The 21828-nt window shown below is 52.0% G+C and carries 21 protein-coding genes; 20 read left to right on the forward strand and 1 reads right to left on the reverse strand.

What is annotated here, in order from left to right; translation table 11 throughout:
• Positions 1 to 255: 255 nt before the first annotated feature.
• The 20 genes from H7U06_RS01450 (at position 256) to H7U06_RS01545 (ending at position 20491) form a co-directional block, all read left to right on the forward strand.
• Entirely contained in the window at positions 256 to 1773 is a 1518-nt protein-coding gene (locus H7U06_RS01450; protein ID WP_175624451.1) for a CoA-acylating methylmalonate-semialdehyde dehydrogenase, read from the forward strand.
• A gap of 139 nt (positions 1774 to 1912) precedes the next feature.
• A complete protein-coding gene (locus tag H7U06_RS01455) occupies positions 1913 to 3538 on the forward strand; it encodes a GMC family oxidoreductase (RefSeq protein ID WP_175624452.1) in 1626 nt (541 codons plus the stop codon).
• Positions 3539 to 3594: 56 nt separating this feature from the next.
• Positions 3595 to 4356: a TSUP family transporter gene (locus tag H7U06_RS01460; RefSeq protein ID WP_175624453.1), complete on the forward strand. Its 762-nt coding sequence runs from the start codon at positions 3595 to 3597 to the stop codon at positions 4354 to 4356.
• Positions 4357 to 4508: 152 nt separating this feature from the next.
• Positions 4509 to 6446 carry a tRNA uridine-5-carboxymethylaminomethyl(34) synthesis enzyme MnmG gene (gene mnmG, locus H7U06_RS01465; protein WP_175624454.1) on the forward strand — a complete coding sequence of 646 codons (1938 nt, stop codon included), beginning with the start codon at positions 4509 to 4511 and terminating at the stop codon, positions 6444 to 6446.
• A complete protein-coding gene (rsmG, locus tag H7U06_RS01470; RefSeq protein WP_175624455.1) occupies positions 6443 to 7105 on the forward strand; it encodes a 16S rRNA (guanine(527)-N(7))-methyltransferase RsmG in 663 nt (220 codons plus the stop codon). The genes mnmG and rsmG overlap by 4 nt, the downstream gene beginning before the upstream one ends.
• Positions 7102 to 7647 (forward strand): lipocalin family protein, encoded by a 546-nt coding sequence (locus tag H7U06_RS01475; RefSeq protein ID WP_175624456.1) that lies wholly within the window; start codon positions 7102 to 7104, stop codon positions 7645 to 7647. Before rsmG ends, H7U06_RS01475 begins: the two co-directional genes overlap by 4 nt.
• 64 nt (positions 7648 to 7711) lie before the next feature.
• Entirely contained in the window at positions 7712 to 8482 is a 771-nt protein-coding gene (locus tag H7U06_RS01480) for a ParA family protein (RefSeq protein ID WP_175624457.1), read from the forward strand.
• Between the two features lie 66 nt (positions 8483 to 8548).
• The gene (locus tag H7U06_RS01485; RefSeq protein WP_175624458.1) at positions 8549 to 9448 is read left to right on the forward strand and encodes a ParB/RepB/Spo0J family partition protein; all 900 of its coding nucleotides are present in this window, start codon (positions 8549 to 8551) and stop codon (positions 9446 to 9448) included.
• 337 nt (positions 9449 to 9785) lie between these two features.
• Complete coding sequence (locus H7U06_RS01490; RefSeq protein WP_012081469.1) at positions 9786 to 10124, forward strand: ATP synthase subunit I; 339 nt, start codon at positions 9786 to 9788, stop codon at positions 10122 to 10124.
• Position 10125: 1 nt separating this feature from the next.
• On the forward strand, positions 10126 to 10947 hold the full coding sequence (atpB, locus tag H7U06_RS01495; RefSeq protein WP_175624459.1) for a F0F1 ATP synthase subunit A: 822 nt from the start codon (positions 10126 to 10128) through the stop codon (positions 10945 to 10947).
• A 71-nt stretch (positions 10948 to 11018) separates the two neighbouring features.
• Positions 11019 to 11264 (forward strand): F0F1 ATP synthase subunit C, encoded by a 246-nt coding sequence (atpE, locus tag H7U06_RS01500; protein ID WP_011872763.1) that lies wholly within the window; start codon positions 11019 to 11021, stop codon positions 11262 to 11264.
• Between the two features lie 68 nt (positions 11265 to 11332).
• Entirely contained in the window at positions 11333 to 11803 is a 471-nt protein-coding gene (locus H7U06_RS01505; protein ID WP_175624460.1) for a F0F1 ATP synthase subunit B, read from the forward strand.
• A gap of 2 nt (positions 11804 to 11805) precedes the next feature.
• Positions 11806 to 12339: a F0F1 ATP synthase subunit delta gene (locus tag H7U06_RS01510; RefSeq protein ID WP_175624461.1), complete on the forward strand. Its 534-nt coding sequence runs from the start codon at positions 11806 to 11808 to the stop codon at positions 12337 to 12339.
• A 51-nt stretch (positions 12340 to 12390) separates the two neighbouring features.
• Positions 12391 to 13926 carry a F0F1 ATP synthase subunit alpha gene (gene atpA, locus H7U06_RS01515; protein WP_175624462.1) on the forward strand — a complete coding sequence of 512 codons (1536 nt, stop codon included), beginning with the start codon at positions 12391 to 12393 and terminating at the stop codon, positions 13924 to 13926.
• A 27-nt stretch (positions 13927 to 13953) separates the two neighbouring features.
• Positions 13954 to 14823 carry a F0F1 ATP synthase subunit gamma gene (atpG, locus tag H7U06_RS01520; protein ID WP_175624463.1) on the forward strand — a complete coding sequence of 290 codons (870 nt, stop codon included), beginning with the start codon at positions 13954 to 13956 and terminating at the stop codon, positions 14821 to 14823.
• Positions 14824 to 14899: 76 nt separating this feature from the next.
• Entirely contained in the window at positions 14900 to 16300 is a 1401-nt protein-coding gene (gene atpD, locus H7U06_RS01525) for a F0F1 ATP synthase subunit beta (RefSeq protein ID WP_175624464.1), read from the forward strand.
• A gap of 108 nt (positions 16301 to 16408) precedes the next feature.
• A complete protein-coding gene (locus H7U06_RS01530) occupies positions 16409 to 16831 on the forward strand; it encodes a F0F1 ATP synthase subunit epsilon (protein WP_012081462.1) in 423 nt (140 codons plus the stop codon).
• 66 nt (positions 16832 to 16897) lie between these two features.
• Complete coding sequence (locus H7U06_RS01535) at positions 16898 to 17341, forward strand: CoA-binding protein (protein WP_175624465.1); 444 nt, start codon at positions 16898 to 16900, stop codon at positions 17339 to 17341.
• Between the two features lie 11 nt (positions 17342 to 17352).
• Positions 17353 to 18162: a polyphosphate kinase 2 family protein gene (locus tag H7U06_RS01540; protein WP_175624466.1), complete on the forward strand. Its 810-nt coding sequence runs from the start codon at positions 17353 to 17355 to the stop codon at positions 18160 to 18162.
• Positions 18163 to 18373: 211 nt separating this feature from the next.
• A complete protein-coding gene (locus H7U06_RS01545) occupies positions 18374 to 20491 on the forward strand; it encodes a TonB-dependent siderophore receptor (protein WP_175624467.1) in 2118 nt (705 codons plus the stop codon).
• Between the two features lie 172 nt (positions 20492 to 20663).
• Here the strand turns inward: H7U06_RS01545 and H7U06_RS01550 are convergent, their stop codons facing one another.
• The gene (locus H7U06_RS01550) at positions 20664 to 21377 is read right to left on the reverse strand and encodes a PepSY-associated TM helix domain-containing protein (RefSeq protein ID WP_175624468.1); all 714 of its coding nucleotides are present in this window, start codon (positions 21375 to 21377) and stop codon (positions 20664 to 20666) included.
• Positions 21378 to 21828: the final 451 nt, after the last annotated feature.

Here is a 21828-nt window from a genome sequence, read left to right on the forward strand (position 1 = left end):
ACGCAGGTGCTTTTCTGTGGATAAGGGTAAAAGCCTGAAACAAATCAAATACTTGGAATCTGGATAAAGCCTGCATAAGCGGTGTACTTGCCTAGGATAGTTCGGGGATAAAAATGCAGCCTTCTTTTTCCACAGGATTATCCACAAGCTATCCACCGTTTCTGCAGAGCTTTATGCACAGCATTTTTCCCTTATTGCCATGTTAATCTTGAACAGATTACAAGCAGGCTTATAAAACCTTTTCGAGGAAAGTAGATGACGACGACTGCCCAAATTAAGCATTACATTCATGGTCGCCTGGTAGGTACCGAGGGCGGCAGGGAACAGGATGTCTTTAACCCGGCAACTGGCCAGGTCAGTGCGCAAGTGGTTCTGGCCAGTGATGCGGATGTGCAGGCAGTCGTGGCGACAGCGAAAGCAGCAGCACCGGCATGGGCCGACACGGCACCCTTGAAGCGGGCACGCATACTTTTCAAATTCAAGGAATTAATAGAGAAGCACCATGATGACCTGGCAGCTGCTATTACCCGTGAACACGGTAAGGTTTTTTCCGATGCTAAAGGTGAGGTGACGCGTGGGCTGGAAGTCGTCGAGTTTGCCTGTGGCGTACCGCAATTATTAAAAAACCAGTTCACGGACAATATTGGCGGCGGTATAGATAACTGGAATCTGCGTCAGCCTTTAGGCGTGACCGCAGGTATTACGCCTTTCAACTTTCCTTTTATGGTGCCGATGTGGATGGCGCCGGTAGCTCTCGCAACGGGCAATACATTCATCCTTAAACCTTCTGAGCGCGATCCTTCACCGTCGTTGATGGTAGCGGAGCTGCTACAGCAAGCTGGGCTGCCTGACGGCGTATTTAACGTCTTGCAGGGCGATAAGCTGGCGGTAGATGGCTTGCTGCAGCACCCGGATGTGAAGGCAGTGTCTTTTGTCGGCTCCACGCCGATTGCAGAATATATTTATGCCGCTGGAGCGGCGCGCAAGGGCGGTAGTTATCCACTGCGGGTACAGGCACTGGGCGGTGCAAAAAATCATTTGGTCGTGATGCCAGACGCCAACCTGGAGCAAGCGGTCGATGCCTTGATAGGTGCGGCTTATGGTTCGGCCGGCGAGCGTTGCATGGCGATCTCGGTGGCGGTGGCAGTAGGTGACGTAGCCGACAAACTGGTGGCTGCGCTAATCCCGCGCGTCAAATCGCTGAAGGTAAAGAATGGCATGGAAGCCGATGCCGAAATGGGACCAGTGGTCAGCGCCGCGCATAAGGCCAAGATAGAAGGCTATATAGATGCAGGCGTAAAAGCCGGTGCCAAATTACTGGTAGATGGTCGCGGCTTGAAAGTGGCCGGACATGAGCAAGGATTTTTCCTGGGTGGTTGTCTATTTGATCACGTCACGCCAGAGATGATAATTTATCAAGAAGAGATATTTGGCCCGGTACTTTGTGTTGTGCGCGTACCTAACTTTGCAGCTGCCCTGGATTTGATTAATCGGCATGAGTTTGGCAATGGTGTGTCGCTATTCACATCGGATGGGAATACTGCACGTGAATTTTCCCGGCGGGTCGAAGTGGGTATGGTCGGTATCAATGTACCTATCCCGGTGCCGATGGCCTGGCATTCGTTCGGTGGCTGGAAGCGCTCGATGTTTGGCGACACCCATGCGTATGGCGAAGAGGGCGTGAAGTTTTACACGCGCTATAAATCCATCATGCAGCGTTGGCCGGAATCGATAGTCAAAGGCGCGGAATTCGCGATGCCCACTACCAAGTAAATATAGATCAGTGTTGCTCCAGGAGGCAGCGACGAGTCAGGTGATGAATAATAATTAGAACTCATTGTCAGTCGACTGTAAGTGCAGTCAGTGATGATGGAGTTAGTCCAACGCAACATCAACCTTACCAATAGAGACCATGGCAGAATCCGCAGGGAAGTACGATTACATCATCGTAGGGGCTGGCACTGCCGGCTGCGTATTAGCCAACCGACTGACACAGGATAAGGGCGTGTCAGTATTACTGATAGAAGCAGGAGCGAAGGACGACTATGTGTGGGTGCACATACCGCTCGGTTTTCGCCAGATGATAGATAACCCGCGCACCGACTGGCGCTATCGCACCCAGCCCGAACCTGGCCTGAACGGACGCAGCCTGCTTTATCCTAGCGGCAAAATTCTCGGCGGTTCTTCCTGTATTAACTCCATGATCTACCAGCGCGGCCAGTCGCATGACTACGATAACTGGGCTGAACTGACCGGCGACATGAGTTGGCGCTGGGAGCAAGTATTGCCCTTATTCCGTAGCACCGAAGATCACGAACAGGGTGCTGATAGCTGGCATGGGGTAGGTGGCGACTGGCATATTGAAAAGCAAAAGGCCCACTGGAAGACACTCGATGCTTTCCGCGAAGCCGCGTCTCAAACCGGGATACCCAAGATAGATGATTTCAGTCGTGGGGAAGGGTGTGCCTATTTCTATATCAACCAAAAAAACGGTTTGCGCCTGAACACTGCCAAAGCATTTCTTCGCACCATCACCCGCCGTGGCAATCTGGAAATTATGACCGGTTCGCAAGTGCGTCGGCTGATCATAGAAGAAACCGATCAGGGCAAGGTATGTACCGGAGTCGAGTTTGTCGGTGGCGGCAAGGAATGGACTGCTGATGTTTCACGTGAAACAATCCTGACGGCAGGTACTTTTGGTAGTCCACAAATACTGCAACGTTCGGGTATAGGTCCTGCCGACTTGCTACAGGAACATGGAATCCGGGTCGTGCAGGATATCCCCGGCGTCGGTGAGAATGTGCAGGATCATATGCCCTTGCGCATGCGCTACAAAATATCGGGTGCCAAATCACTGAATACCTCGGGTAGGGGTTACCTGGGGATGGCAGCGATGGGGCTCGAATACATCTTCAAGAAAAATGGCTTGGCATCGACGGTACCCTCACCCTTGGGTGCGATGGTACGTTCCGATCCGACACAAGCCAGACCGAATCTGTCCTATCAAGTCCAGCCTTGGTCACAGGCAGAAGTCGGACCGGAGATGGACGCTTTCCCGGCAATCACTGCCAATGTCAGCAACTTGCGCCCGACGTCCCGCGGGCAAGTCAGGATTCAGGGGGGCGATCTTTCCGTCGCCCCGGCGATACGGATGAATTACCTGAGCACCGACGAAGACCGCAATATAGCTGCTGCCGCCATCCAATTGACGCGTAAAATTATGGCTGCACCAGCCTTGCAGCCCTATGCACCACAGGAAATTAAGGGCACATCCCAGCAGGAAGCTGACTTGCATCAGCTCGCCAGCCAGCTTGCCATCGCTGGCAGCAACCCGGTTGGTAGTTGCAAAATGGGCGCTGTCGATGACAGCCGGGCGGTGGTGGATAGTGACTTAAAGGTGAGGGGAGTGGCTGGGCTGCGGGTGGCGGATGCTTCCATCATGCCGGTAATTATTGCTGGTGATACCGGTGCGACTACCATCATGATTGCAGAGAAAGCCGCCCAATTGGTGCGCGCCTCGGTGAAAACCGGCACTTAATATGGGTAAGCTGCTGTTGCCATTCGGTCGACAGTTTATGAATTTTTGGATCAAGCATGACTGATTATGTGTTTCTGGCTGCGGCCGCATTTGTAGCCGGAATGATAGATGCGGTCGTCGGTGGTGGTGGCTTGATCCAGATTCCCGCCCTGTTTTCTGCTTTTCCTAATGCTTCCATGGGTACCTTGCTGGGTACCAATAAGCTGGCCAGTGTCTGCGGCACTAGTGCCGCGGCGGTCGGATTTGCCCGTAAAGTGAAGCTGCAGTGGAGTACGGCAGCGCCTGCTGCCATGGCTGCTTTTGCCTTTGCTTTCATTGGTGCTTTCACCGTGACGCAGATTCCGTCGGAATTCATGCGTAAGTTGCTACCCTTTATCCTGGTAGCCGTCGCCATTTATACCTATAGAAAGAAGGACTTCGGCAGCGTCCATGCTCCTATGCATGTCGGGGGAAAAGAGAAGGGCATCGCTATTTTGGTCGGCGCCGGGATCGGTTTCTACGACGGATTCTTTGGCCCGGGTACCGGTAGCTTCCTGGTTTTCCTGTTTGTCCGCTTCTTTGGCTTTGACTTCCTGGGTGCATCGGCGGTAGCCAAGATAGTCAATGTCGCCTGCAATATTGCCGCGATACTCTGGTTTGGCTACAGCTCGGAATTGTTGTGGAAGCTGGCGGCGGTGATGGCGGTATGTAATGTGCTGGGTTCTTTGTTGGGAATACGTCTGGCAATACGACATGGCAGTGGTTTCGTACGCAAGATATTCCTGGTCGTCGTTTCGGCGCTGATTTTGAAAAGTATTTACGATGCCTTCCTTCGTTAGGGAAGGGGTGCATCAGGGCAAACTTATGTTTCACGTGAAACAAACGTGGCTTAATTTGTAGCTAAATTCGGCTTGCGGGGAAATTAAAGCAAAAAGACTTTATAATCTCGCCTCTGCTTAAGGTCTTACTTAAGGTCTCATCGAGGCACACCATGATCTTTCCTACCAAATTTGATGTCATCGTAGTTGGCGGCGGCCATGCCGGAACGGAGGCCGCGCTGGCTTCTGCGCGCATGGGGCAAACAACGCTTTTGCTCTCGCACAACATAGAAACCCTGGGGCAAATGTCCTGCAATCCATCCATCGGTGGTATCGGCAAAGGCCATCTGGTCAAGGAAGTCGATGCGATGGGTGGTGCTATGGCAATCGCTACCGATGAAGCGGGTATCCAGTTCCGCATCCTGAATTCGTCCAAAGGGCCGGCAGTACGCGCTACCCGCGCGCAAGCCGACCGTATCCTGTACAAGCAGGCGATACGTTCACGCCTGGAAAACCAGCCTAATTTGTGGCTGTTCCAGCAAGCAGTCGATGATTTGCTGGTAGAGGGTGATCGCGTCGTTGGTGCGGTAACCCAGGTCGGGATCAAGTTTGAGGCCAAGGCTGTAGTGCTGACCGCCGGTACCTTCCTTGATGGCAAGATACACGTAGGCCTGAATAACTATTCGGCTGGCCGTGCTGGTGATCCACCTGCGATCTCGCTGTCGGCTCGTCTGAAAGAATTAAAGCTGCCGCAAGGTCGCCTGAAAACCGGTACACCGCCACGGATCGATGGTCGATCTATAGATTTCTCCGTGATGCTGGAACAACCGGGTGACCTCGACCCTGTACCGGTATTTTCGGTGATGGGTAACGCGGCCATGCATCCTAAGCAATTGCCTTGCTGGATTACGCATACCAATGAAAAAACCCATGACCTGATACGTAGCGGACTGGATCGCAGCCCTATGTACACAGGTGTGATCGAAGGGGTGGGGCCACGTTACTGCCCATCTATCGAAGACAAGATACATCGCTTTGCGGGCAAGGAATCGCATCAAATCTTCCTCGAACCGGAAGGCCTGACGACCAATGAGTTTTACCCCAACGGTATCTCGACCAGCCTGCCGTTCGATATCCAGCTGGCACTGGTGCAATCGATGCGCGGCCTTGAGCATGCGCACATCCTGCGTCCGGGTTATGCGATTGAATACGACTACTTTGATCCGCGTGGTTTGAAGTCGACGCTGGAAACCAAGGTTATCCAGGGCTTGTTCTTTGCCGGACAAATCAACGGTACTACCGGTTACGAAGAAGCGGCGGCACAAGGTATGTTGGCTGGTATCAATGCCGCCCTGCAAACACAGGAGCGTGAGGCCTGGACGCCGCGCCGTGATGAAGCCTACCTCGGCGTATTGGTCGATGACTTGATTACCAAGGGTGTGCTGGAGCCTTACCGTATGTTTACCAGCCGTGCCGAATATCGCCTCAGCTTGCGCGAAGACAATGCCGATATGCGCCTGACCGAGATCGGGCGCAAGCTCGGTTGCGTCGGTGATGCACAGTGGGCGGTGTTTGAAGCCAAGCGCGAAGCGGTGGCACGGGAGCTGGAACGCCTGCGTTCGACCTGGGTCAACCCGCGAGTTTTGGCTGCTGCCGAAGCGGAACGTGTGTTAGGTAAAGGGATAGAGCGTGAGTATGCACTCGCTGACTTGCTGCGTCGCCCAAACGTTAGCTATGAAACCCTGATGAGTCTGAAGGGCGTGGATGGGCAGGATTTGGCTGGTCCGGGCGTGAGCGAAGATGCGGTGCGTGAGCAAGTCGAGATCCAATTGAAATACTCCGGTTACATCGATCGCCAGGCCAAAGAGGTCGAGCGTCATGATTACTACGAGAATTTGAAGCTGCCACAGGAATTCGATTACATGGAAGTCAAAGGCTTGTCCTTTGAAGTACGTCAGAAGCTGTGCAAGCACAAACCGGAAACCCTGGGCCAGGCTTCGCGTATCTCCGGTGTGACACCGGCTGCGATTTCCTTGCTGTTGGTACATCTGAAAAAAGGCGGTTTCAAGGAATTCGCTGCTCTACCACCTACTTCTGAAGCTGCTGCATGAAGGCATTTGATCGTCCCGCATTAACCGTATTGTTGATCCAGGGTGCGCGCGATTTATCGCTGGACCTGAGTGAAGCGCAAATCAATAAGCTGATCGATTACCTGGCCTTGATGGCGAAATGGAATTCGGTCTACAACCTGACCGCGGTGCGCGATCCGGTCCAGATGGTGACCCAGCATTTGCTGGATTCATTGGCTGCAGTATCAGCCTTCACTGGTGCGAAGAATGTTCTTGATGTCGGTGCCGGTGGTGGTTTGCCTGGCATCGTGTTGGCAATATGGGCGGCGGAAGCACAGCCTGATATGCGTATCGCTATGATAGATACTGTGCATAAAAAGACAGCCTTCCTGACGCAAGTAAAAGCAGAACTTAGTCTGAGCAATGTTAGTGTGCACACGGCACGCGTGGAACAATGGCAAGCGCCGCAAAAGTTTGATGTGATTACTTCGCGCGCTTTTGCTGACCTCTCTGATTTCGTAAATTGGTCGGAACATCTGTTGGCAGATGGCGGGCAATACATTGCACTCAAGGGCGTGGCACCGGATAGCGAAGTGGCAGGATTGCCGCCGGGCTGGCAAGTCAGTGAAGTGCGCGCATTGCAGGTACCGACTTTGCAGGCTGAACGTCATTTGGTTTTTATCAAAAGGACAGTGCCATGAAAAAGCTGCTGATCGCTACCGCCTTATTTGCTGCATGCCTGAGCGCGCCGTCATGGGCGCAGCAGGTGAGTACCGTTGTCAGTGTTGACCTGGCACGCTACACCGGCAAGTGGTATGAGATCGCACGCTTTCCCAATCGCTTTCAGGACGACTGCATTGCGAATGTAACGGCGCAATACGACAAGCGCGCCGACGGTGACATTGATGTTACCAATCGTTGCTTGCAAGCGGGTGGCAAGATAGACGAAGCTATCGGACGTGCACGTGTAGACGATGGTACCAATGCCAAACTGAAGGTGCGCTTTGCACCGGACTGGCTGAGCTGGATACCTTATGTCTGGGCCGACTACTGGATCATTGATCTGGATCCGGCTTACACACTGGCTGCAGTGGGCGGTCCTAGCCGTGATTACCTGTGGGTACTGTCACGCACACCAACAGTGCCGGAAGCAGCGTATGAAGCATTGGTGAATCGCGTAACGGCACAAGGCTTTGATACGGCCAAGCTGGTTAAAACCCGGCAGGACAGTGCAGGCAAGTAAAGCAGTTGGCAGTAGCAGTACTTGATGGATCCAGAAATGTTTGACCACTAACTAGAACGAGAATATGGCAAAAATATTTTGCGTTGCGAATCAAAAGGGCGGGGTCGGTAAGACCACCACAGCAGTGAATCTGGCAGCAGGGCTGGCGCAATTGAATCAGCGCGTATTGCTGGTGGATCTTGATCCGCAAGGTAATGCCACGATGGGTGCAGGGATCAACAAGGCAGAATTGTCGTCATCTATTTATGAAGTCTTGCTCGGCATCGCGGATGTCGCGACTGCGCGCGTGCGATCAGAGACCGGCAGGTTTGATGTATTGCCAGCCAATCGCGAACTCGCTGGTGCCGAAGTGGAAATGGTCGAGCTCGATAATCGCGAAAAGCGTTTGAAGGATGCGCTTGGCCTGGTCGATGCGGAATACGATTTCATGCTGATCGATTGCCCGCCTGCGCTGTCGATGCTGACGCTGAATGGTTTGTGTGCAGCACACGGCGTCATCATTCCGATGCAGTGTGAATACTATGCACTCGAAGGTTTGTCCGATCTGGTCAACACCATCAAGAAAGTACATGCGAAGCTCAACACCGATCTGAAAATCATCGGCCTGTTGCGTGTGATGTTTGATCCGCGCATGACTTTATCGCAGCAAGTATCGTCGCAGCTGGAACAGCATTTCGGCGACAAGGTATTCAAGACCATCATCCCGCGCAATGTGCGTCTGGCCGAAGCGCCATCGTATGGCATGCCGGGCATTAACTTCGATCCGTCGGCCAAAGGTGCGCAAGCTTACCTGGCCTTCGGCGCGGAAATGGTTGAGCGGATTAAAACGATTTAAATATGCTGCGGGCGAGGGCGCTGTCGGCGTCGGTCCGTAACGAACTAAGAATGTGAGTCGGGAATTATGGTCACGAAAAAACAAAAGGGTTTGGGTCGCGGTCTGGAAGCATTGCTGGGCGGTGCTTCCGACTTCAATGAAGCGATCGCTGCATTGCCGGGTGCACCTTCGGTGCTGCAAGTCACCGATATGCAAGCTGGTAAATACCAGCCACGTACCCGGATGGATGAAGGTGCGCTGAATGAACTGGCGGCATCGATCAAGGCGCAGGGTTTGCTGCAAGCTATTCTGGTACGTCCGATCGCATCGGGCAACGGTCGCCAACGCTATGAAATCATCGCCGGTGAGCGCCGCTTCCGCGCAGCGCAACTGGCTGGCCTGACCGAAGTACCAGTGCTGGTCAAGGAAGTCGACGACGAAGCCACGGCGGCGATGGCGCTGATTGAAAACATCCAGCGCGAAGATTTGAATCCACTGGAAGAAGCGCAGGGCATACACCGCCTGATCGCCGATTTCAATTTCACCCATGAACAGGCAGCCAACTCGGTTGGTCGTTCGCGGAGTGCGGTGTCCAACCTGCTGCGTTTGCTGAACCTGGCGAAACCGGTACAAACCATGCTGATGGCTGGTGATATCGATATGGGCCACGCCCGCGCCTTGCTGGCAGTGGATGCGGCGACGCAGATTACGCTGGCCAATCAGGTAGTGGCTAAACGCATGTCGGTACGCGAAGCGGAAAAACTGGTGGTGCGTTCGACGCTGGACCAGAACGGCGCCGGCAAGCCGCGCAGCAATGGCAAGGAAAAATCCCGCGACATCACCCGTCTGGAAGAAGAGTTGTCAGATTTGCTCGCCAGCAAGGTCGAAATCAAGCTGGGTGCAAAGAACAAGGGTCAACTAACCGTCGATTTTGCTGATCTGGATGCGCTGGACGGCATTATTGCCAAACTGCGCGTGACGGCCTGATCCTCCATACGCTGTTTGCAGGCTATAGACGGCGAAACGCAGGCAGATCCCGCGGTTTCGGCGTCCTGTGGTGACGTTGTTCTGCGGCAACAGCGTGTTAAATGTTTGTTAAACATCTAATTCCCGCTGCCACATAGACAGAACACAAATAATTCCATCCGCAAGGCTTAATTTGCAACGTAGCTACGTGTTTTTCACATAGCAAACGTTTGACGGTGGCGAAGGAAAGCCCTTATAATCCCGTGGCTTCATGGAACGCACGACTTAGTTTGTATTCACTCCAGTCCGAGTAGCTCGATCGTGAGGGTCGCCAAAGGACTGCATCATTTGGACCAGTATGCTGCCCGTCGTCCTCCTGCAACTCGCGACAACGGTAATAGCCAGCATTATTGCCGGTTTGATTGCCGGAATGCCTGCGCTGTACTCGGCGTTGTTGGGAGGGTTGTGTTGCGTGGTGCCGAATGGTTTGTTTGCGCTACGTCTATTTTCCGCTGCGCAAAAATCCGAATCCGTTAATCCGATGACTTTTTTCATCGGAGAATTTATCAAGATTGCATTGACGATCGCTTTGTTGGGTGCGGTTGTCTGGTTGTACCGCGATTTGAATTTGCTGGCGCTAGTCGCCGCGTTCGTCGTGGCACTGAAGAGTTACATAATCTTATTATTTAGGCACTAAAATGGCGACTGATCACGCAGCACCGACGGCTTCCGAATATATCGTCCACCATCTGGGGCATTTTTCTACCAAGCACCAAGACAAAATTGTCGATTTTTCGATCATCAATATGGACACGATTTTCTGGTCCATACTTGCTGGCGTAATCGGCTGTTTTTTTATGTATCTGGCAGCACGTAAAGCGACCTCCGGCGTACCGGGTCGTTTCCAGGCAGCTGTTGAAATGATCGTTGAAATGGTCGACAACCAGGCCAAATCGATTGTTCACGGCGACCGTACCTTTATCGCTCCACTGGCATTGACCGTATTCGTCTGGGTTGCCCTGATGAACTCGCTCGATTTCCTGCCAGTCGACATGTTCTCCGCTTTCTTTCACGCTGTCGGCCTCGATAGCCTGATTACACATCATCGCGTTGTTCCTACTGCCGACCTGAACGGCACCATGGGTATCGCGCTCGGCGTATTCGCGCTGATGATCTACTACAACTTCAAAATCAAAGGCGCTGGCGGCTTCATCCATGAACTGTTCGCTGCTCCGTTTGGTATCTGGCTCGCGCCGTTCAACCTGTTGTTGAACATGATCGAATTCGCAGCAAAAACCGTTTCCCTGGCGATGCGGTTGTTCGGCAACATGTACGCCGGCGAATTGTTATTCCTGTTGATTGCATTGCTGGGTTCGACCGCTACCGCGTTCGGTTTCTTTGGTCATGTGGTAGCAGGTACGATGTGGGCAATCTTCCACATCCTGATCGTCTTCTTGCAGGCGTTCATTTTCATGATGCTGACTCTGGTGTACATCGGCCAGGCACATGAATCGCATTAATGGTTTAAGTATTTAGGCTTTTGGTTTTTTGATTTAATTTTTGATTTAACTTTAACTTTGAAGGAATTGTTATGACTGACCTCTCATTTGTTGCGCTGGCTTGTGGTTTGATTATTGGTCTGGGCGCGATCGGCGCTTGTATCGGTATCGCTATCATGGGTGGCAAATATCTTGAGGCATCTGCTCGTCAACCAGAATTGATGAATACACTGCAAACCAAAATGTTCCTGTTGGCTGGTCTGATCGATGCTGCGTTCCTGATTGGTGTTGGTATCGCTATGTTGTTCGCATTCGCAAACCCGTTCATCGCTAAGTAATTCGGTAGTTTTACCGGTTCTCACGCTGAAGATATTTTCGGCACACGATACTTAGAGAAGGAATTACCATGAACTTAAATGCAACTTTGATTGCGCAGTTCGTGGTCTTCTTCATCCTGGCAGGCTTCACGATGAAATTCGTGTGGCCGCCACTGATGAATGCGCTCGATGAGCGCGCCAAGAAGATCGCGGATGGTTTGGCAGCAGCCGAACGTGGCAAGTCTGATCTGGCAGTAGCTGAAAAGCGCGCCCAGGCAGAACTCGCTTCCGCGCAAGAAGCAGGTCAAAAGCGTATCAGCGATGCTGAGAAGCGCGGACTGAGCATTATTGAAGAAGCCAAGAAAACTGCAGCTGAAGAAGCCGCACGCATCCTGGCCGCTGCTAAAGCAGATGCAGATCAGCAAGCAACCCAGGTACGTGAAGCATTGCGTGACCAGGTCGCTACCCTGGCAGTTAAGGGTGCTGAGCAAATCCTGAAGCGCGAAGTCAATGCTGCTGTTCACGCTGATCTGTTGAACCAACTGAAAGCCGAGCTGTAATCATGGCCGAACTCGCAACGATTGCCCGTCCTTACGCCGAAGCTCTGTTCCGTGTGGCGAAAGCTGCCGATCTGAACGGCTGGTCTGATCTGGTCTCCGAAATGGCCCAGGTTGCTGCGAATCCCGATGTGTATGCATTGGCGCACAACCCGAAAGCTTCGGATGAACTGATCGCTAGTGCATTCATTTCGGCGCTGAAATCGCCGGTTGGCGCTGAAGCGAAAAACTTCATCAACATGCTGGTGCAAAACGACCGCTTGACGCTGTTGCCGGAAATCGCGACTCAGTTCCACGCATTGAAAAATGCGCAAGAAGGCGCAGCTGACGCAGAAATCGTCAGCGCGTTTGAACTGTCGTCAGCGCAGTTGACCGAACTGGTCGCAACGCTGGAAAAGAAATTCGGCCGCAAGCTCAACCCGACAGTCGCCGTTGATGGCGCATTGATCGGTGGTGTGCGCGTCGTTGTCGGTGATGAAGTGCTCGACACCTCGGTGCGCGCGAAACTGCAACAGATGCAAGTTGCGTTGACTGCGTAATCGTCGCCGGGCCCCTAGCCTAAGCTACAGAGAAAAATTTTAGGAGTTTATATGCAACTCAACCCGTCTGAAATCAGCGAACTGATCAAGAGCCGGATTCAAGGGCTTAGCGACAGCGCTGAGATTCGCAATCAAGGCACGGTCATTTCCGTGTCCGACGGTATCTGCCGCATCCACGGTCTGTCTGACGTTATGCAAGGCGAGATGCTGGAGTTTCCAGGCAACACGTTCGGCCTCGCGCTGAACTTGGAGCGTGACTCCGTCGGTGCCGTTATCCTGGGTGAATACGAACACATTTCCGAAGGCGATACAGTTAAATGTACCGGTCGCATTCTGGAAGTGCCGATTGGTCCTGAACTGCGTGGCCGTGTGGTCAACGCTTTGGGTCAGCCTATCGACGGTAAAGGTCCGGTTACTACCAAGTTGACCACCCCTATCGAAAAAATCGCTCCAGGCGTTATCGCCCGTCAATCCGTTGATCAACCGATGCAAACCGGTATCAAGGCTATTGACGCGATGGTGCCTATCGGCCGCGGCCAACGTGAATTGATCATTGGCGATCGTCAAACTGGTAAAACAGCTGTTGCGATCGATGCCATCATCAACCAAAAAGGTCAGAACGTAACATGTATCTATGTTGCGATCGGTCAAAAAGCATCGTCGATCAAAAACATCGTGCGTTCGCTCGAACAGCACGGCGCAATGGAATACACGATCGTGGTTGCTGCAACCGCATCCGAATCCGCTGCGATGCAATTCGTGTCGGCATACTCCGGCTGCGCGATGGGCGAATACTTCCGCGACCGCGGTGAAGATGCGCTGATCGTGTATGACGATTTGTCGAAACAAGCTGTTGCGTACCGTCAGGTTTCCCTGCTGTTGCGCCGTCCACCAGGCCGCGAAGCGTTCCCTGGCGACGTGTTCTATCTCCACAGCCGTTTGCTCGAACGCGCAGCACGTGTTAACGCCGACTACGTCGAAGCGTTCACCAAAGGTGCAGTTAAAGGCAAAACCGGTTCGTTGACAGCATTGCCTATCATCGAAACACAAGCAGGCGACGTTTCCGCATTCGTTCCAACCAACGTAATTTCGATTACCGACGGTCAGATCTTCCTGGAAACATCGTTGTTCAACTCGGGCGTACGTCCAGCTATTAACGCTGGTATCTCGGTTTCCCGCGTTGGTGGTGCAGCTCAAACCAAAGTCATCAAGGGCTTGTCCGGCGGTATCCGTACCGACTTGGCGCAATACCGTGAATTGGCAGCGTTTGCGCAGTTCGCTTCGGACCTCGATGCTTCGACACGTAAACAACTGGACCGCGGTGCACGCGTTACAGAATTGTTGAAACAAGCTCAGTACGCTCCATTGTCGATCTCGTTGATGGCGGTTTCGCTGTTCGCGGTCAACAAAGGCTACTTCGATGACCTCGAAGTCAAAAAAGTACTGGCGTTTGAATCGGGTCTGCACGGTTTCATGAAGTCCAGCCACGCAGCATTGCTGCAAAAAATCGAAGACACCAAAAAGCTCGAGAAAGACGACGAAGCTACTTTGGCTGCTGCGATTGCTGACTTCAAAAAATCGTTCTGATTCTGAGGCTATAAGGAGTAACAACTCATGGCTTCAGGCAAAGAGATACGTGGCAAGATCAAGAGCGTAGAAAATACGAAGAAGATCACCAAGGCGATGGAAATGGTCGCTGCATCCAAAATGCGTAAAGCGCAAGACCGGATGCACGCGGCACGTCCTTACAGCGACAAGATTCGCAACATCGCTGCGAATCTGTCGCAAGCCAATCCGGAATATACGCACCCGTTTCTGGTGAAGTCGGATGCGTCGAAAACGGTCGGTTTCATCATCGTGACAACTGACAAGGGTTTGTGCGGCGGTATGAACACAAACTCCTTGCGTATCGTGACGACCAAGCTGCGCGAGTTGGAAGCAGAAGGCAAGAAAGTCGAAGCAGTTGCAATCGGTAACAAGGGTTTGGGCTTCCTGAATCGTATCGGCGCGCGTGTCGTGTCGCATGCGGTACAAATCGGTGACACCCCGCACCTGGACAAGTTGATTGGTCCAGTCAAGGTGATGCTCGATGCGTATCAGGACGGCAAGCTGGACGCGGTTTACCTCGTCTACACCAAATTCATCAACACGATGAAACAAGAGCCAATGATGGAGCAACTGCTGCCATTGGCGACTGACAAGCTGAAGGCAGATGAAGATTCGCTGGCATGGGATTACATCTACGAACCTGATGCGCAAACCGTGATTGACGAATTGTTGGTGCGTTACGTTGAAGCGCTGATTTTCCAAGCTGTTGCTGAAAACCTCGCGTCCGAGCAATCGGCACGTATGGTGGCGATGAAGTCGGCTAGCGACAACGCCGGTAGCGTGATTGGCGAATTGAAATTGGTCTATAACAAGACGCGTCAAGCTGCGATTACGAAAGAACTTTCAGAGATCGTCGCCGGTGCGGCTGCGGTTTAATTCGATTGCTGGACGGCGTAGCGATACGCTGTCCTCAACAACCAGATTTTAAATTTTATATATTGAAGGAACGAAAATGGCTGATGGCAAAATCGTTCAGTGTATCGGCGCCGTGGTGGACGTTGAATTCCCCCGCAATGCGATGCCTAAGATTTACGATGCCTTGAAAATGGCAGGCTCTGAACTGACGCTGGAAGTTCAGCAGCAGCTTGGCGACGGTATTGTACGTACCATTGCGCTCGGTACCTCCGACGGTTTGCGCCGCGGCATGATGATTCAAAACACCGGCAATCCAATCACGGTGCCAGTCGGCAAAGCAACACTGGGCCGCATCATGGACGTATTGGGTAACCCTATCGACGAATGCGGTCCTGTGAGCCAAGAGCGCACAGCATCGATTCACCGCAAAGCGCCTGCGTATGACGACCTGTCGCCATCGCAAGATTTGCTGGAAACAGGCATCAAGGTTATTGACCTGGTTTGCCCGTTCGCAAAAGGCGGTAAAGTCGGTCTGTTCGGTGGTGCGGGTGTTGGTAAAACCGTCAACATGATGGAACTGATTAACAACATCGCTAAAGCACACAGCGGCTTGTCCGTGTTTGCTGGTGTTGGTGAACGTACTCGTGAAGGTAATGACTTCTACCACGAGATGGCTGACGCGAAAGTGGTTGATCTGGAAAACCCAGAGAACTCCAAAGTGGCGATGGTTTACGGTCAGATGAATGAACCACCAGGTAACCGTCTGCGCGTTGCGTTGACCGGTCTGACCATGGCTGAAGCATTCCGTGACGAAGGTAAAGACGTGTTGTTCTTCGTCGATAACATCTATCGTTTCACACTGGCTGGTACCGAAGTATCCGCGTTGCTGGGTCGTATGCCTTCCGCTGTGGGTTATCAACCTACACTGGCTGAAGAAATGGGCCGTCTGCAAGAGCGTATTACATCGACCAAAACCGGTTCGATTACTTCGATCCAAGCTGTTTATGTTCCAGCGGATGACTTGACCGATCCATCGCCAGCAACCACCTTTGCTCACTTGGATTCCACCGTCGTTCTGTCGCGTGACATCGCATCGCTCGGTATTTACCCAGCGGTTGATCCACTCGATTCGACATCGCGTCAATTGGATCCACTGGTCGTTGGTCAAGATCACTACGACACCGCACGTGCTGTGCAAGGTACATTGCAACGCTACAAAGAATTGCGCGACATTATCGCGATTCTGGGTATGGACGAGCTGGCACCAGAAGACAAACTGCTGGTCGCACGTGCACGTAAGATGCAACGTTTCCTGTCGCAGCCGTTCCACGTTGCTGAAGTGTTTACCGGCGCGCCTGGTAAATACGTTTCGCTGAAAGATACGATCAAGGGCTTCAAAATGATCGCATCGGGCGAACTCGATCACCTGCCAGAACAAGCGTTCTACATGGTAGGTACCATCGAAGAAGCAATCGAAAAAGCGAAAAAACTCAACTAATCGTTGAGCAGCCTATGCCCTGCGTAACAGCAGTGCATAGGCTGTAAATTAGCTGCAAGTTCGCATCGATCCTGTATCGATCTTTGAACGAATGAATAAGGTTCTAACATGGCACATACTATGCGCGTAGACGTCGTCTCAGCCGAAGAAGAAATCTTCTCCGGCGAGGCAGAATTTGTCGCGCTGCCGGGTGAATCGGGCGAGCTCGGGATTTTGCCGGGACATACGCCTTTGATTACACGCATCCGACCAGGTGCGGTACGCATCAAGGTTACAGGCCAGGCTGAAGATGAATTTGTCTTCGTCGCAGGCGGTATCCTGGAAGTGCAACCGCATGTAGTTACGGTTTTGGCTGACACCGCGATCCGTGGTGGCGACCTGGATGAAGCGAAGGCAGCGGAAGCTAAACAATTGGCCGAAGAAGCACTGGTCAATAAAGAATCGAAAATCGACTACGCACAAGCACAGGCTGAATTGGCCAGCGCAATTGCACAGTTGGCGGCGATCCAAAGATTGCGTCAAAAACGCTAATCTTCAAATCCCGCATACAATAAAGGGCAGCTTAGGCTGCCCTTTTTGTTTTTGGAAAAAGAATCTATGAATAATGATCTCCAGATAGCCGACAAAATACTCGCCGAATCACGCGTCATCGCAGTGGTAGGCATCTCACCGAAACCAGATCGTCCCAGCCACTACGTTGCTGAATACTTGCAGCGCCATGGCTACCGCATCATTCCGGTCAACCCGGTCTGTGCAGGGACGCACATCCTCGGCGAACATTGCTATGCGACGCTGACTCAGGCAGCAGCAGCGCTTGCTGAGCAACAGATTCGCATCGACCTGGTAGATGTATTCCGCAAGTCGGAACTGGTCGAGCCTATCGCAGATGAAGCGATCGCAATCAAGGCACGCGCCTTCTGGTTGCAGATGGGTATCGTCAATGAAGCAGCGACCAACAAGGCGCGCGCAGCAGGGCTGGACGTGGTGGCAGATCGTTGTACCAAAGTCGATCACGCCAGATGGCGTGCCCAGCAAGCCTAACGGAGATACAGATGGCCAGCATCCAGCAATCATTTCGTGCCGATAAAAAACAAAAGGTAGCAGATGCCGCTGCAGGAGAAAAATCTTTATCCAGTGGCGACAAGGAGCAGGACAAGTTACTGGTCGAGCAGCAGGCGCAACAGATCGCAGACTTGCAGGAGGTCCTCTATGCCGAGCGCAAGCACAAAATACTCATCGTGCTGCAAGGCATGGATACCTCGGGCAAGGATGGCACCGTACGCGGCGTATTCGGCAAGATAGATCCGCTGGGTGTCAGCAGTGTGGCCTTCAAGGCGCCGAGTACCGAAGAGAAGGCGCATGACTTCCTGTGGCGCATACACAAGCAGGTGCCGTCACAAGGCGAGTTCACCATCTTCAATCGTAGTCACTACGAAGACGTATTGATTACACGTGTACACGACTGGATAGATGACAAGGAATGCAAGCGTCGTTACCAGCACATCCGCGACTTTGAACGCATGCTGGCAGAGACAGGAACCGTCATACTCAAGTTCTTCCTGCACATCTCCAGTGCCGAGCAAAAGAAGCGTCTGGAAGAGCGCATAGCCGATCCGAACAAGCACTGGAAATTTGATCCGGCAGATCTGGAAGAGCGCAAATCCTGGGATGCTTATCAGGCGCAGTACGAAGAAGTCATACGCGAAACGGATGCCGATCATGCGCCGTGGTATGTCGTGCCCGCAGATTCGAAGACGCATCGCAATCTGGTCATCAGCAGCATCGTGCTGGAAAAATTGAATAAATTGAAACCGGAATTTCCGCCCGGGAATCCGGAGTTTTCCAAGTTGAAAGTAATCTGAGCCGGTGGCGCAAAAACACCCATTTGCGCCACCAAAAAAGCAACAGTGCCGCAGGTATGCGTTGACCCATAAAACGCGAATCATTATCATTGCCAGACCAGACAAATCTGTCTGATTTGTCCCTGTCCCCGCCAGCCGTTCTCTCCCCGCCGACTACGTCGCGCTGTCAGAAAATCAGCCAGTGCGTACCAATCAAAACGGAGAAATATCCATGGCTAATAAGCAAAGCCGCAAATTCGCATCGCTGCGCAAGCTGAAGTGTTCAGCTGCAGTTTCTGTTGCCATGCTGGCGTTCCCAGCGTTGTCGCATGCACAGCAGGCAACGAGCAACGCTGATGAGCCGACTACGCTGGAAGCGATCCAGGTGAGTGGCGATTTGCTCGGTACCGGTTTGCAAAACAGCGTGAAACGTTACGCTGGTGCACGCACCGTCGTGAAGAAGGAAGAGATAGAGAACTCCGGTGCTGCCAGTATCAGCGATGTGATGCGTCGTATCCCCGGGGTTCAAAGTACTGATAACTCCGGCAGTGCGGGTAGTGCCGTTTCGCTTAATATTGGCGTGCGCGGTTTGGCAGGTCGTTACTCCCCGCGTTCAACGGTCTTGCTTGATGGTATTCCTATGGCGGTTGCACCTTATGGCCAACCACAGTTGTCATTTGCCCCGGTTAGTTTGAATAACATTGAATCGATAGATGTTGTGCGTGGTGGTGGCGCGGTACGCTACGGACCGCAAAACGTTGGCGGCATCATCAATTTCAAAACTCGTTCAATTCCGATGGGGGGTGACGCAGTTGGAGACGTGTCAGTACGTCAGAATGACTACAGCAAGGGCGGCAGCAATACCCAGTACAGTGCATTTGCGGGCAAGCAACTGGATAACGGTTTGGGTTTTGCGGTGTTGTACTCGGGTATGAGTGGCAGTGATTGGCGTGTGGGCAGCGATGAAAAGGTCAATGATCTCGCGTTGAAGTTCCGTTATGAACTGAGTCCTACCTCAGAAATCTACGGTAAATTTTCCTATTACGACGTTACTTCGCGGACGCCAGGTGGTTTGACGACTGCGCAGTACAATGCGAATCCATTTCAAAATACTCGCCCTACGGATTTTTGGAGTGGTGATCGTACGGCCCTCGATGTTGGCTATATCAACACAATTTCCGACACGCAGGAATTTGAGATTCGTACTTATTACAATGAGAGCAATCGCCAAAGCACGCTATTCAACAATACGAACAAAACGGATATCGATCATCAGCCGCGTAGCTATCAAACATTGGGTATAGAGCCGCGTTATACGCAGCGCTTTAATATCGGCAAGACTACAAATGATGTGACTGTAGGTTATCGCTACATACGTGAGCGTGGTGACGATAATAAGTTCAGCGAAAAAATTGCGACAGGCGTTACTACTGCGCAGACAACCGTCGATAACTCAACCGACGCACACGCAATTTATATCGATGACAAGATCGCTTTCGGTGCTTGGCGTATTACGCCTGGGATCCGCTTTGAGCGCATAAAATCTGTCAGTACCGATCGCACGACAGGTAAGAGTCCTGAGATCACTAACAACGAACCTTTGCCTTCGTTAAACATAGCTTATCTTCTTACTCAGGACATAACCTTGTTCGCTAACTACGGAACCTCGTTTGGAACAATTCAGAATTTCCAGCTGGCGGCACCAGTGGCACCGACTACCCCTTTGAAACCTGAATTAGCTAGGACAACAGAAGCAGGGGTGCGCTGGCAAAACAAAAGTTTTTCGGCTGAATTGACGGTATTTAATATTCGCTTCGACAATCAAATTCAGTCCGTTGGTAGTGGCACATCATTGTCTTACTACAACCTAGGAAAAACTACACACAACGGTGTGGAAACGGCGTTTGACTACACCTTTGACAAGACAGGTCCTTTTGCGGGACTGAACGCCTACATTAACTATACATATACTCGCGCCACGTTGGAGTCGGGAATAACAGCGGGTAATGATGTGCCTTTCTACGCGCGTAATACCGACACAGTTGGCTTGCGCTATAACGTTGGAAATTGGGGGCTGAACCTTTCAACTACACATCAAAGCAAACAATTTGCTGATGAAAAAAATACCGTCGCTGAAAGTGCGGATGGTAGCAATGGCGTCATTCCGGGGTTCCGTTTGTGGAATGCACAGGTCAACTGGAAAGTACCGAAGCAAAAAGGATTGGAAATTCTTGCCGGGGTTAATAATTTAACTGACGAGCGTTACTTTACTCGTACTACCGACGGTAACAGAGGGAAGTTGGTTGGCGCGCCGCGTATGGCGTATGTTCAAGCTCGTTACTCTTTCTGATGAACTAGAACAGTAAACAAAAGGCCGGTTATATGACCGGCCTTTTTACTTGTATCAGCAGATTGCGAGACAGACTTCTGATATCCCGTGCAGTCAGTGATAAGGTTGGTTTCCAAATAAAAGGAGAGCATTGCTCTCCTTAAGTCCGAATAGACAACGTCACAGATCTTCTTCAGATCGACCACATAAACCACAGTCCAGCGAACAACGCACCCACGCTGGTAAGCACAGCAACCGTGCGCACCGTATGCAACTGCGTCCATAACAACAAGCCGGTAATCGATAACAGTATCAAGCCACCGGCGATGGTGTCGGATAACAATACCCAGAATGCGTTGACGCCTATCGACATGTGCAGACGGGTTAGTGTTCCTATCGGTGTTGCATCTATCTGATCCAGTTTGACCGATTGACTGCCCACGTAATACTCCGCCGATATACCGCTGCCCGGGCGATTCATTGCGATGGTCCAGCGTTCAGGCTGCGCCACATCCTGACCGTTCCAGATGACGGTTTTGGCTGGCTGGGTGCGGACTACGGGAGGAGCAACAGGGGTGAATTTCAACTCTTCCTGTAGCCACTTGGTCATGAGATCCGGTTTGGCAAAACTATGTGGCAGGTTCAGCTGTACTGTAGTGACGACAGTTTTTTCGACAGGAATCTTGAGGATGGCGCGATGATTCAGTATCAGTCCGGTAGCACCGAACAGCAAGCCAAACAGGGCTCCCCACAAGCCGACATATAAATGTATCTTGCGCAGCCAGGTCAGGAAGATTGCGCGTTTGCTACGTTTGCGTACAGCTTTGCCATGATGCCCTGAAGCGGACACTTCAACCGCTTTGCCTTCGCGTGTACGAAATATCAGGTTGGGGGAGTCGACAGTCATTTTTATTCCAATGGAGCTTGTAAAGACCTGCTAACCATGATGGCTAGCAGGCTGATTTCATATCTGAGCATGGGTGATGTGGCTGAGAAATATACTCTTATAGAAGCAAGGTGTGGCAGTACCAAGGCGAGTCGATACCTCTGCATCTATGCCTATAGCGATCATGCGATCTGGGCTAGGTTAGTTCGCTGAGAACGAAGAAGCGGTCGTGTAAGCGCGCTAGGATTGGCGTCATTATAAATGAGAAGCATTCCTAAGGGCTGTTATGTTGCTTGCCTGATGTCTTAACGTTTTCTTAACATGCTTTTGCAACAGAAAGTAACAAATCCAGATGAATCCGCTGGATTTCATTGATGTTATTAATGCGAATTATTATCATTCGTTTCTAGCCGATATTCATCGACTGCCAGCCATCTGATTGATACCTCCGACAAGTGTTGTCGCGCCGGTT

The sequence above is a fragment of the Herminiimonas sp. Marseille-P9896 genome (assembly GCF_903993245.1).
Lineage (GTDB): Bacteria > Pseudomonadota > Gammaproteobacteria > Burkholderiales > Burkholderiaceae_D > Oxalicibacterium > Oxalicibacterium contaminans.

What these genes read in the sequence shown, in the direction of transcription:
- H7U06_RS01490 (WP_012081469.1), top strand. Translation starts at nt 9,786, where the DNA reads ATGCTGCCCGTCGTCCTCCTGCAACTCGCGACAACGGTAATAGCCAGC.
- H7U06_RS01510 (WP_175624461.1), top strand. Translation starts at nt 11,806, where the DNA reads ATGGCCGAACTCGCAACGATTGCCCGTCCTTACGCCGAAGCTCTGTTC.
- atpG (WP_175624463.1), top strand. Translation starts at nt 13,954, where the DNA reads ATGGCTTCAGGCAAAGAGATACGTGGCAAGATCAAGAGCGTAGAAAAT.
- H7U06_RS01455 (WP_175624452.1), top strand. Translation starts at nt 1,913, where the DNA reads ATGGCAGAATCCGCAGGGAAGTACGATTACATCATCGTAGGGGCTGGC.
- atpE (WP_011872763.1), top strand. Translation starts at nt 11,019, where the DNA reads ATGACTGACCTCTCATTTGTTGCGCTGGCTTGTGGTTTGATTATTGGT.
- rsmG (WP_175624455.1), top strand. Translation starts at nt 6,443, where the DNA reads ATGAAGGCATTTGATCGTCCCGCATTAACCGTATTGTTGATCCAGGGT.
- atpB (WP_175624459.1), top strand. Translation starts at nt 10,126, where the DNA reads ATGGCGACTGATCACGCAGCACCGACGGCTTCCGAATATATCGTCCAC.
- H7U06_RS01550 (WP_175624468.1), bottom strand. Translation starts at nt 21,377, where the DNA reads ATGACTGTCGACTCCCCCAACCTGATATTTCGTACACGCGAAGGCAAA.
- H7U06_RS01530 (WP_012081462.1), top strand. Translation starts at nt 16,409, where the DNA reads ATGGCACATACTATGCGCGTAGACGTCGTCTCAGCCGAAGAAGAAATC.
- atpD (WP_175624464.1), top strand. Translation starts at nt 14,900, where the DNA reads ATGGCTGATGGCAAAATCGTTCAGTGTATCGGCGCCGTGGTGGACGTT.
- H7U06_RS01545 (WP_175624467.1), top strand. Translation starts at nt 18,374, where the DNA reads ATGGCTAATAAGCAAAGCCGCAAATTCGCATCGCTGCGCAAGCTGAAG.
- H7U06_RS01475 (WP_175624456.1), top strand. Translation starts at nt 7,102, where the DNA reads ATGAAAAAGCTGCTGATCGCTACCGCCTTATTTGCTGCATGCCTGAGC.
- H7U06_RS01480 (WP_175624457.1), top strand. Translation starts at nt 7,712, where the DNA reads ATGGCAAAAATATTTTGCGTTGCGAATCAAAAGGGCGGGGTCGGTAAG.
- H7U06_RS01535 (WP_175624465.1), top strand. Translation starts at nt 16,898, where the DNA reads ATGAATAATGATCTCCAGATAGCCGACAAAATACTCGCCGAATCACGC.
- H7U06_RS01540 (WP_175624466.1), top strand. Translation starts at nt 17,353, where the DNA reads ATGGCCAGCATCCAGCAATCATTTCGTGCCGATAAAAAACAAAAGGTA.
- H7U06_RS01505 (WP_175624460.1), top strand. Translation starts at nt 11,333, where the DNA reads ATGAACTTAAATGCAACTTTGATTGCGCAGTTCGTGGTCTTCTTCATC.
- atpA (WP_175624462.1), top strand. Translation starts at nt 12,391, where the DNA reads ATGCAACTCAACCCGTCTGAAATCAGCGAACTGATCAAGAGCCGGATT.
- H7U06_RS01485 (WP_175624458.1), top strand. Translation starts at nt 8,549, where the DNA reads ATGGTCACGAAAAAACAAAAGGGTTTGGGTCGCGGTCTGGAAGCATTG.
- H7U06_RS01460 (WP_175624453.1), top strand. Translation starts at nt 3,595, where the DNA reads ATGACTGATTATGTGTTTCTGGCTGCGGCCGCATTTGTAGCCGGAATG.
- H7U06_RS01450 (WP_175624451.1), top strand. Translation starts at nt 256, where the DNA reads ATGACGACGACTGCCCAAATTAAGCATTACATTCATGGTCGCCTGGTA.
- mnmG (WP_175624454.1), top strand. Translation starts at nt 4,509, where the DNA reads ATGATCTTTCCTACCAAATTTGATGTCATCGTAGTTGGCGGCGGCCAT.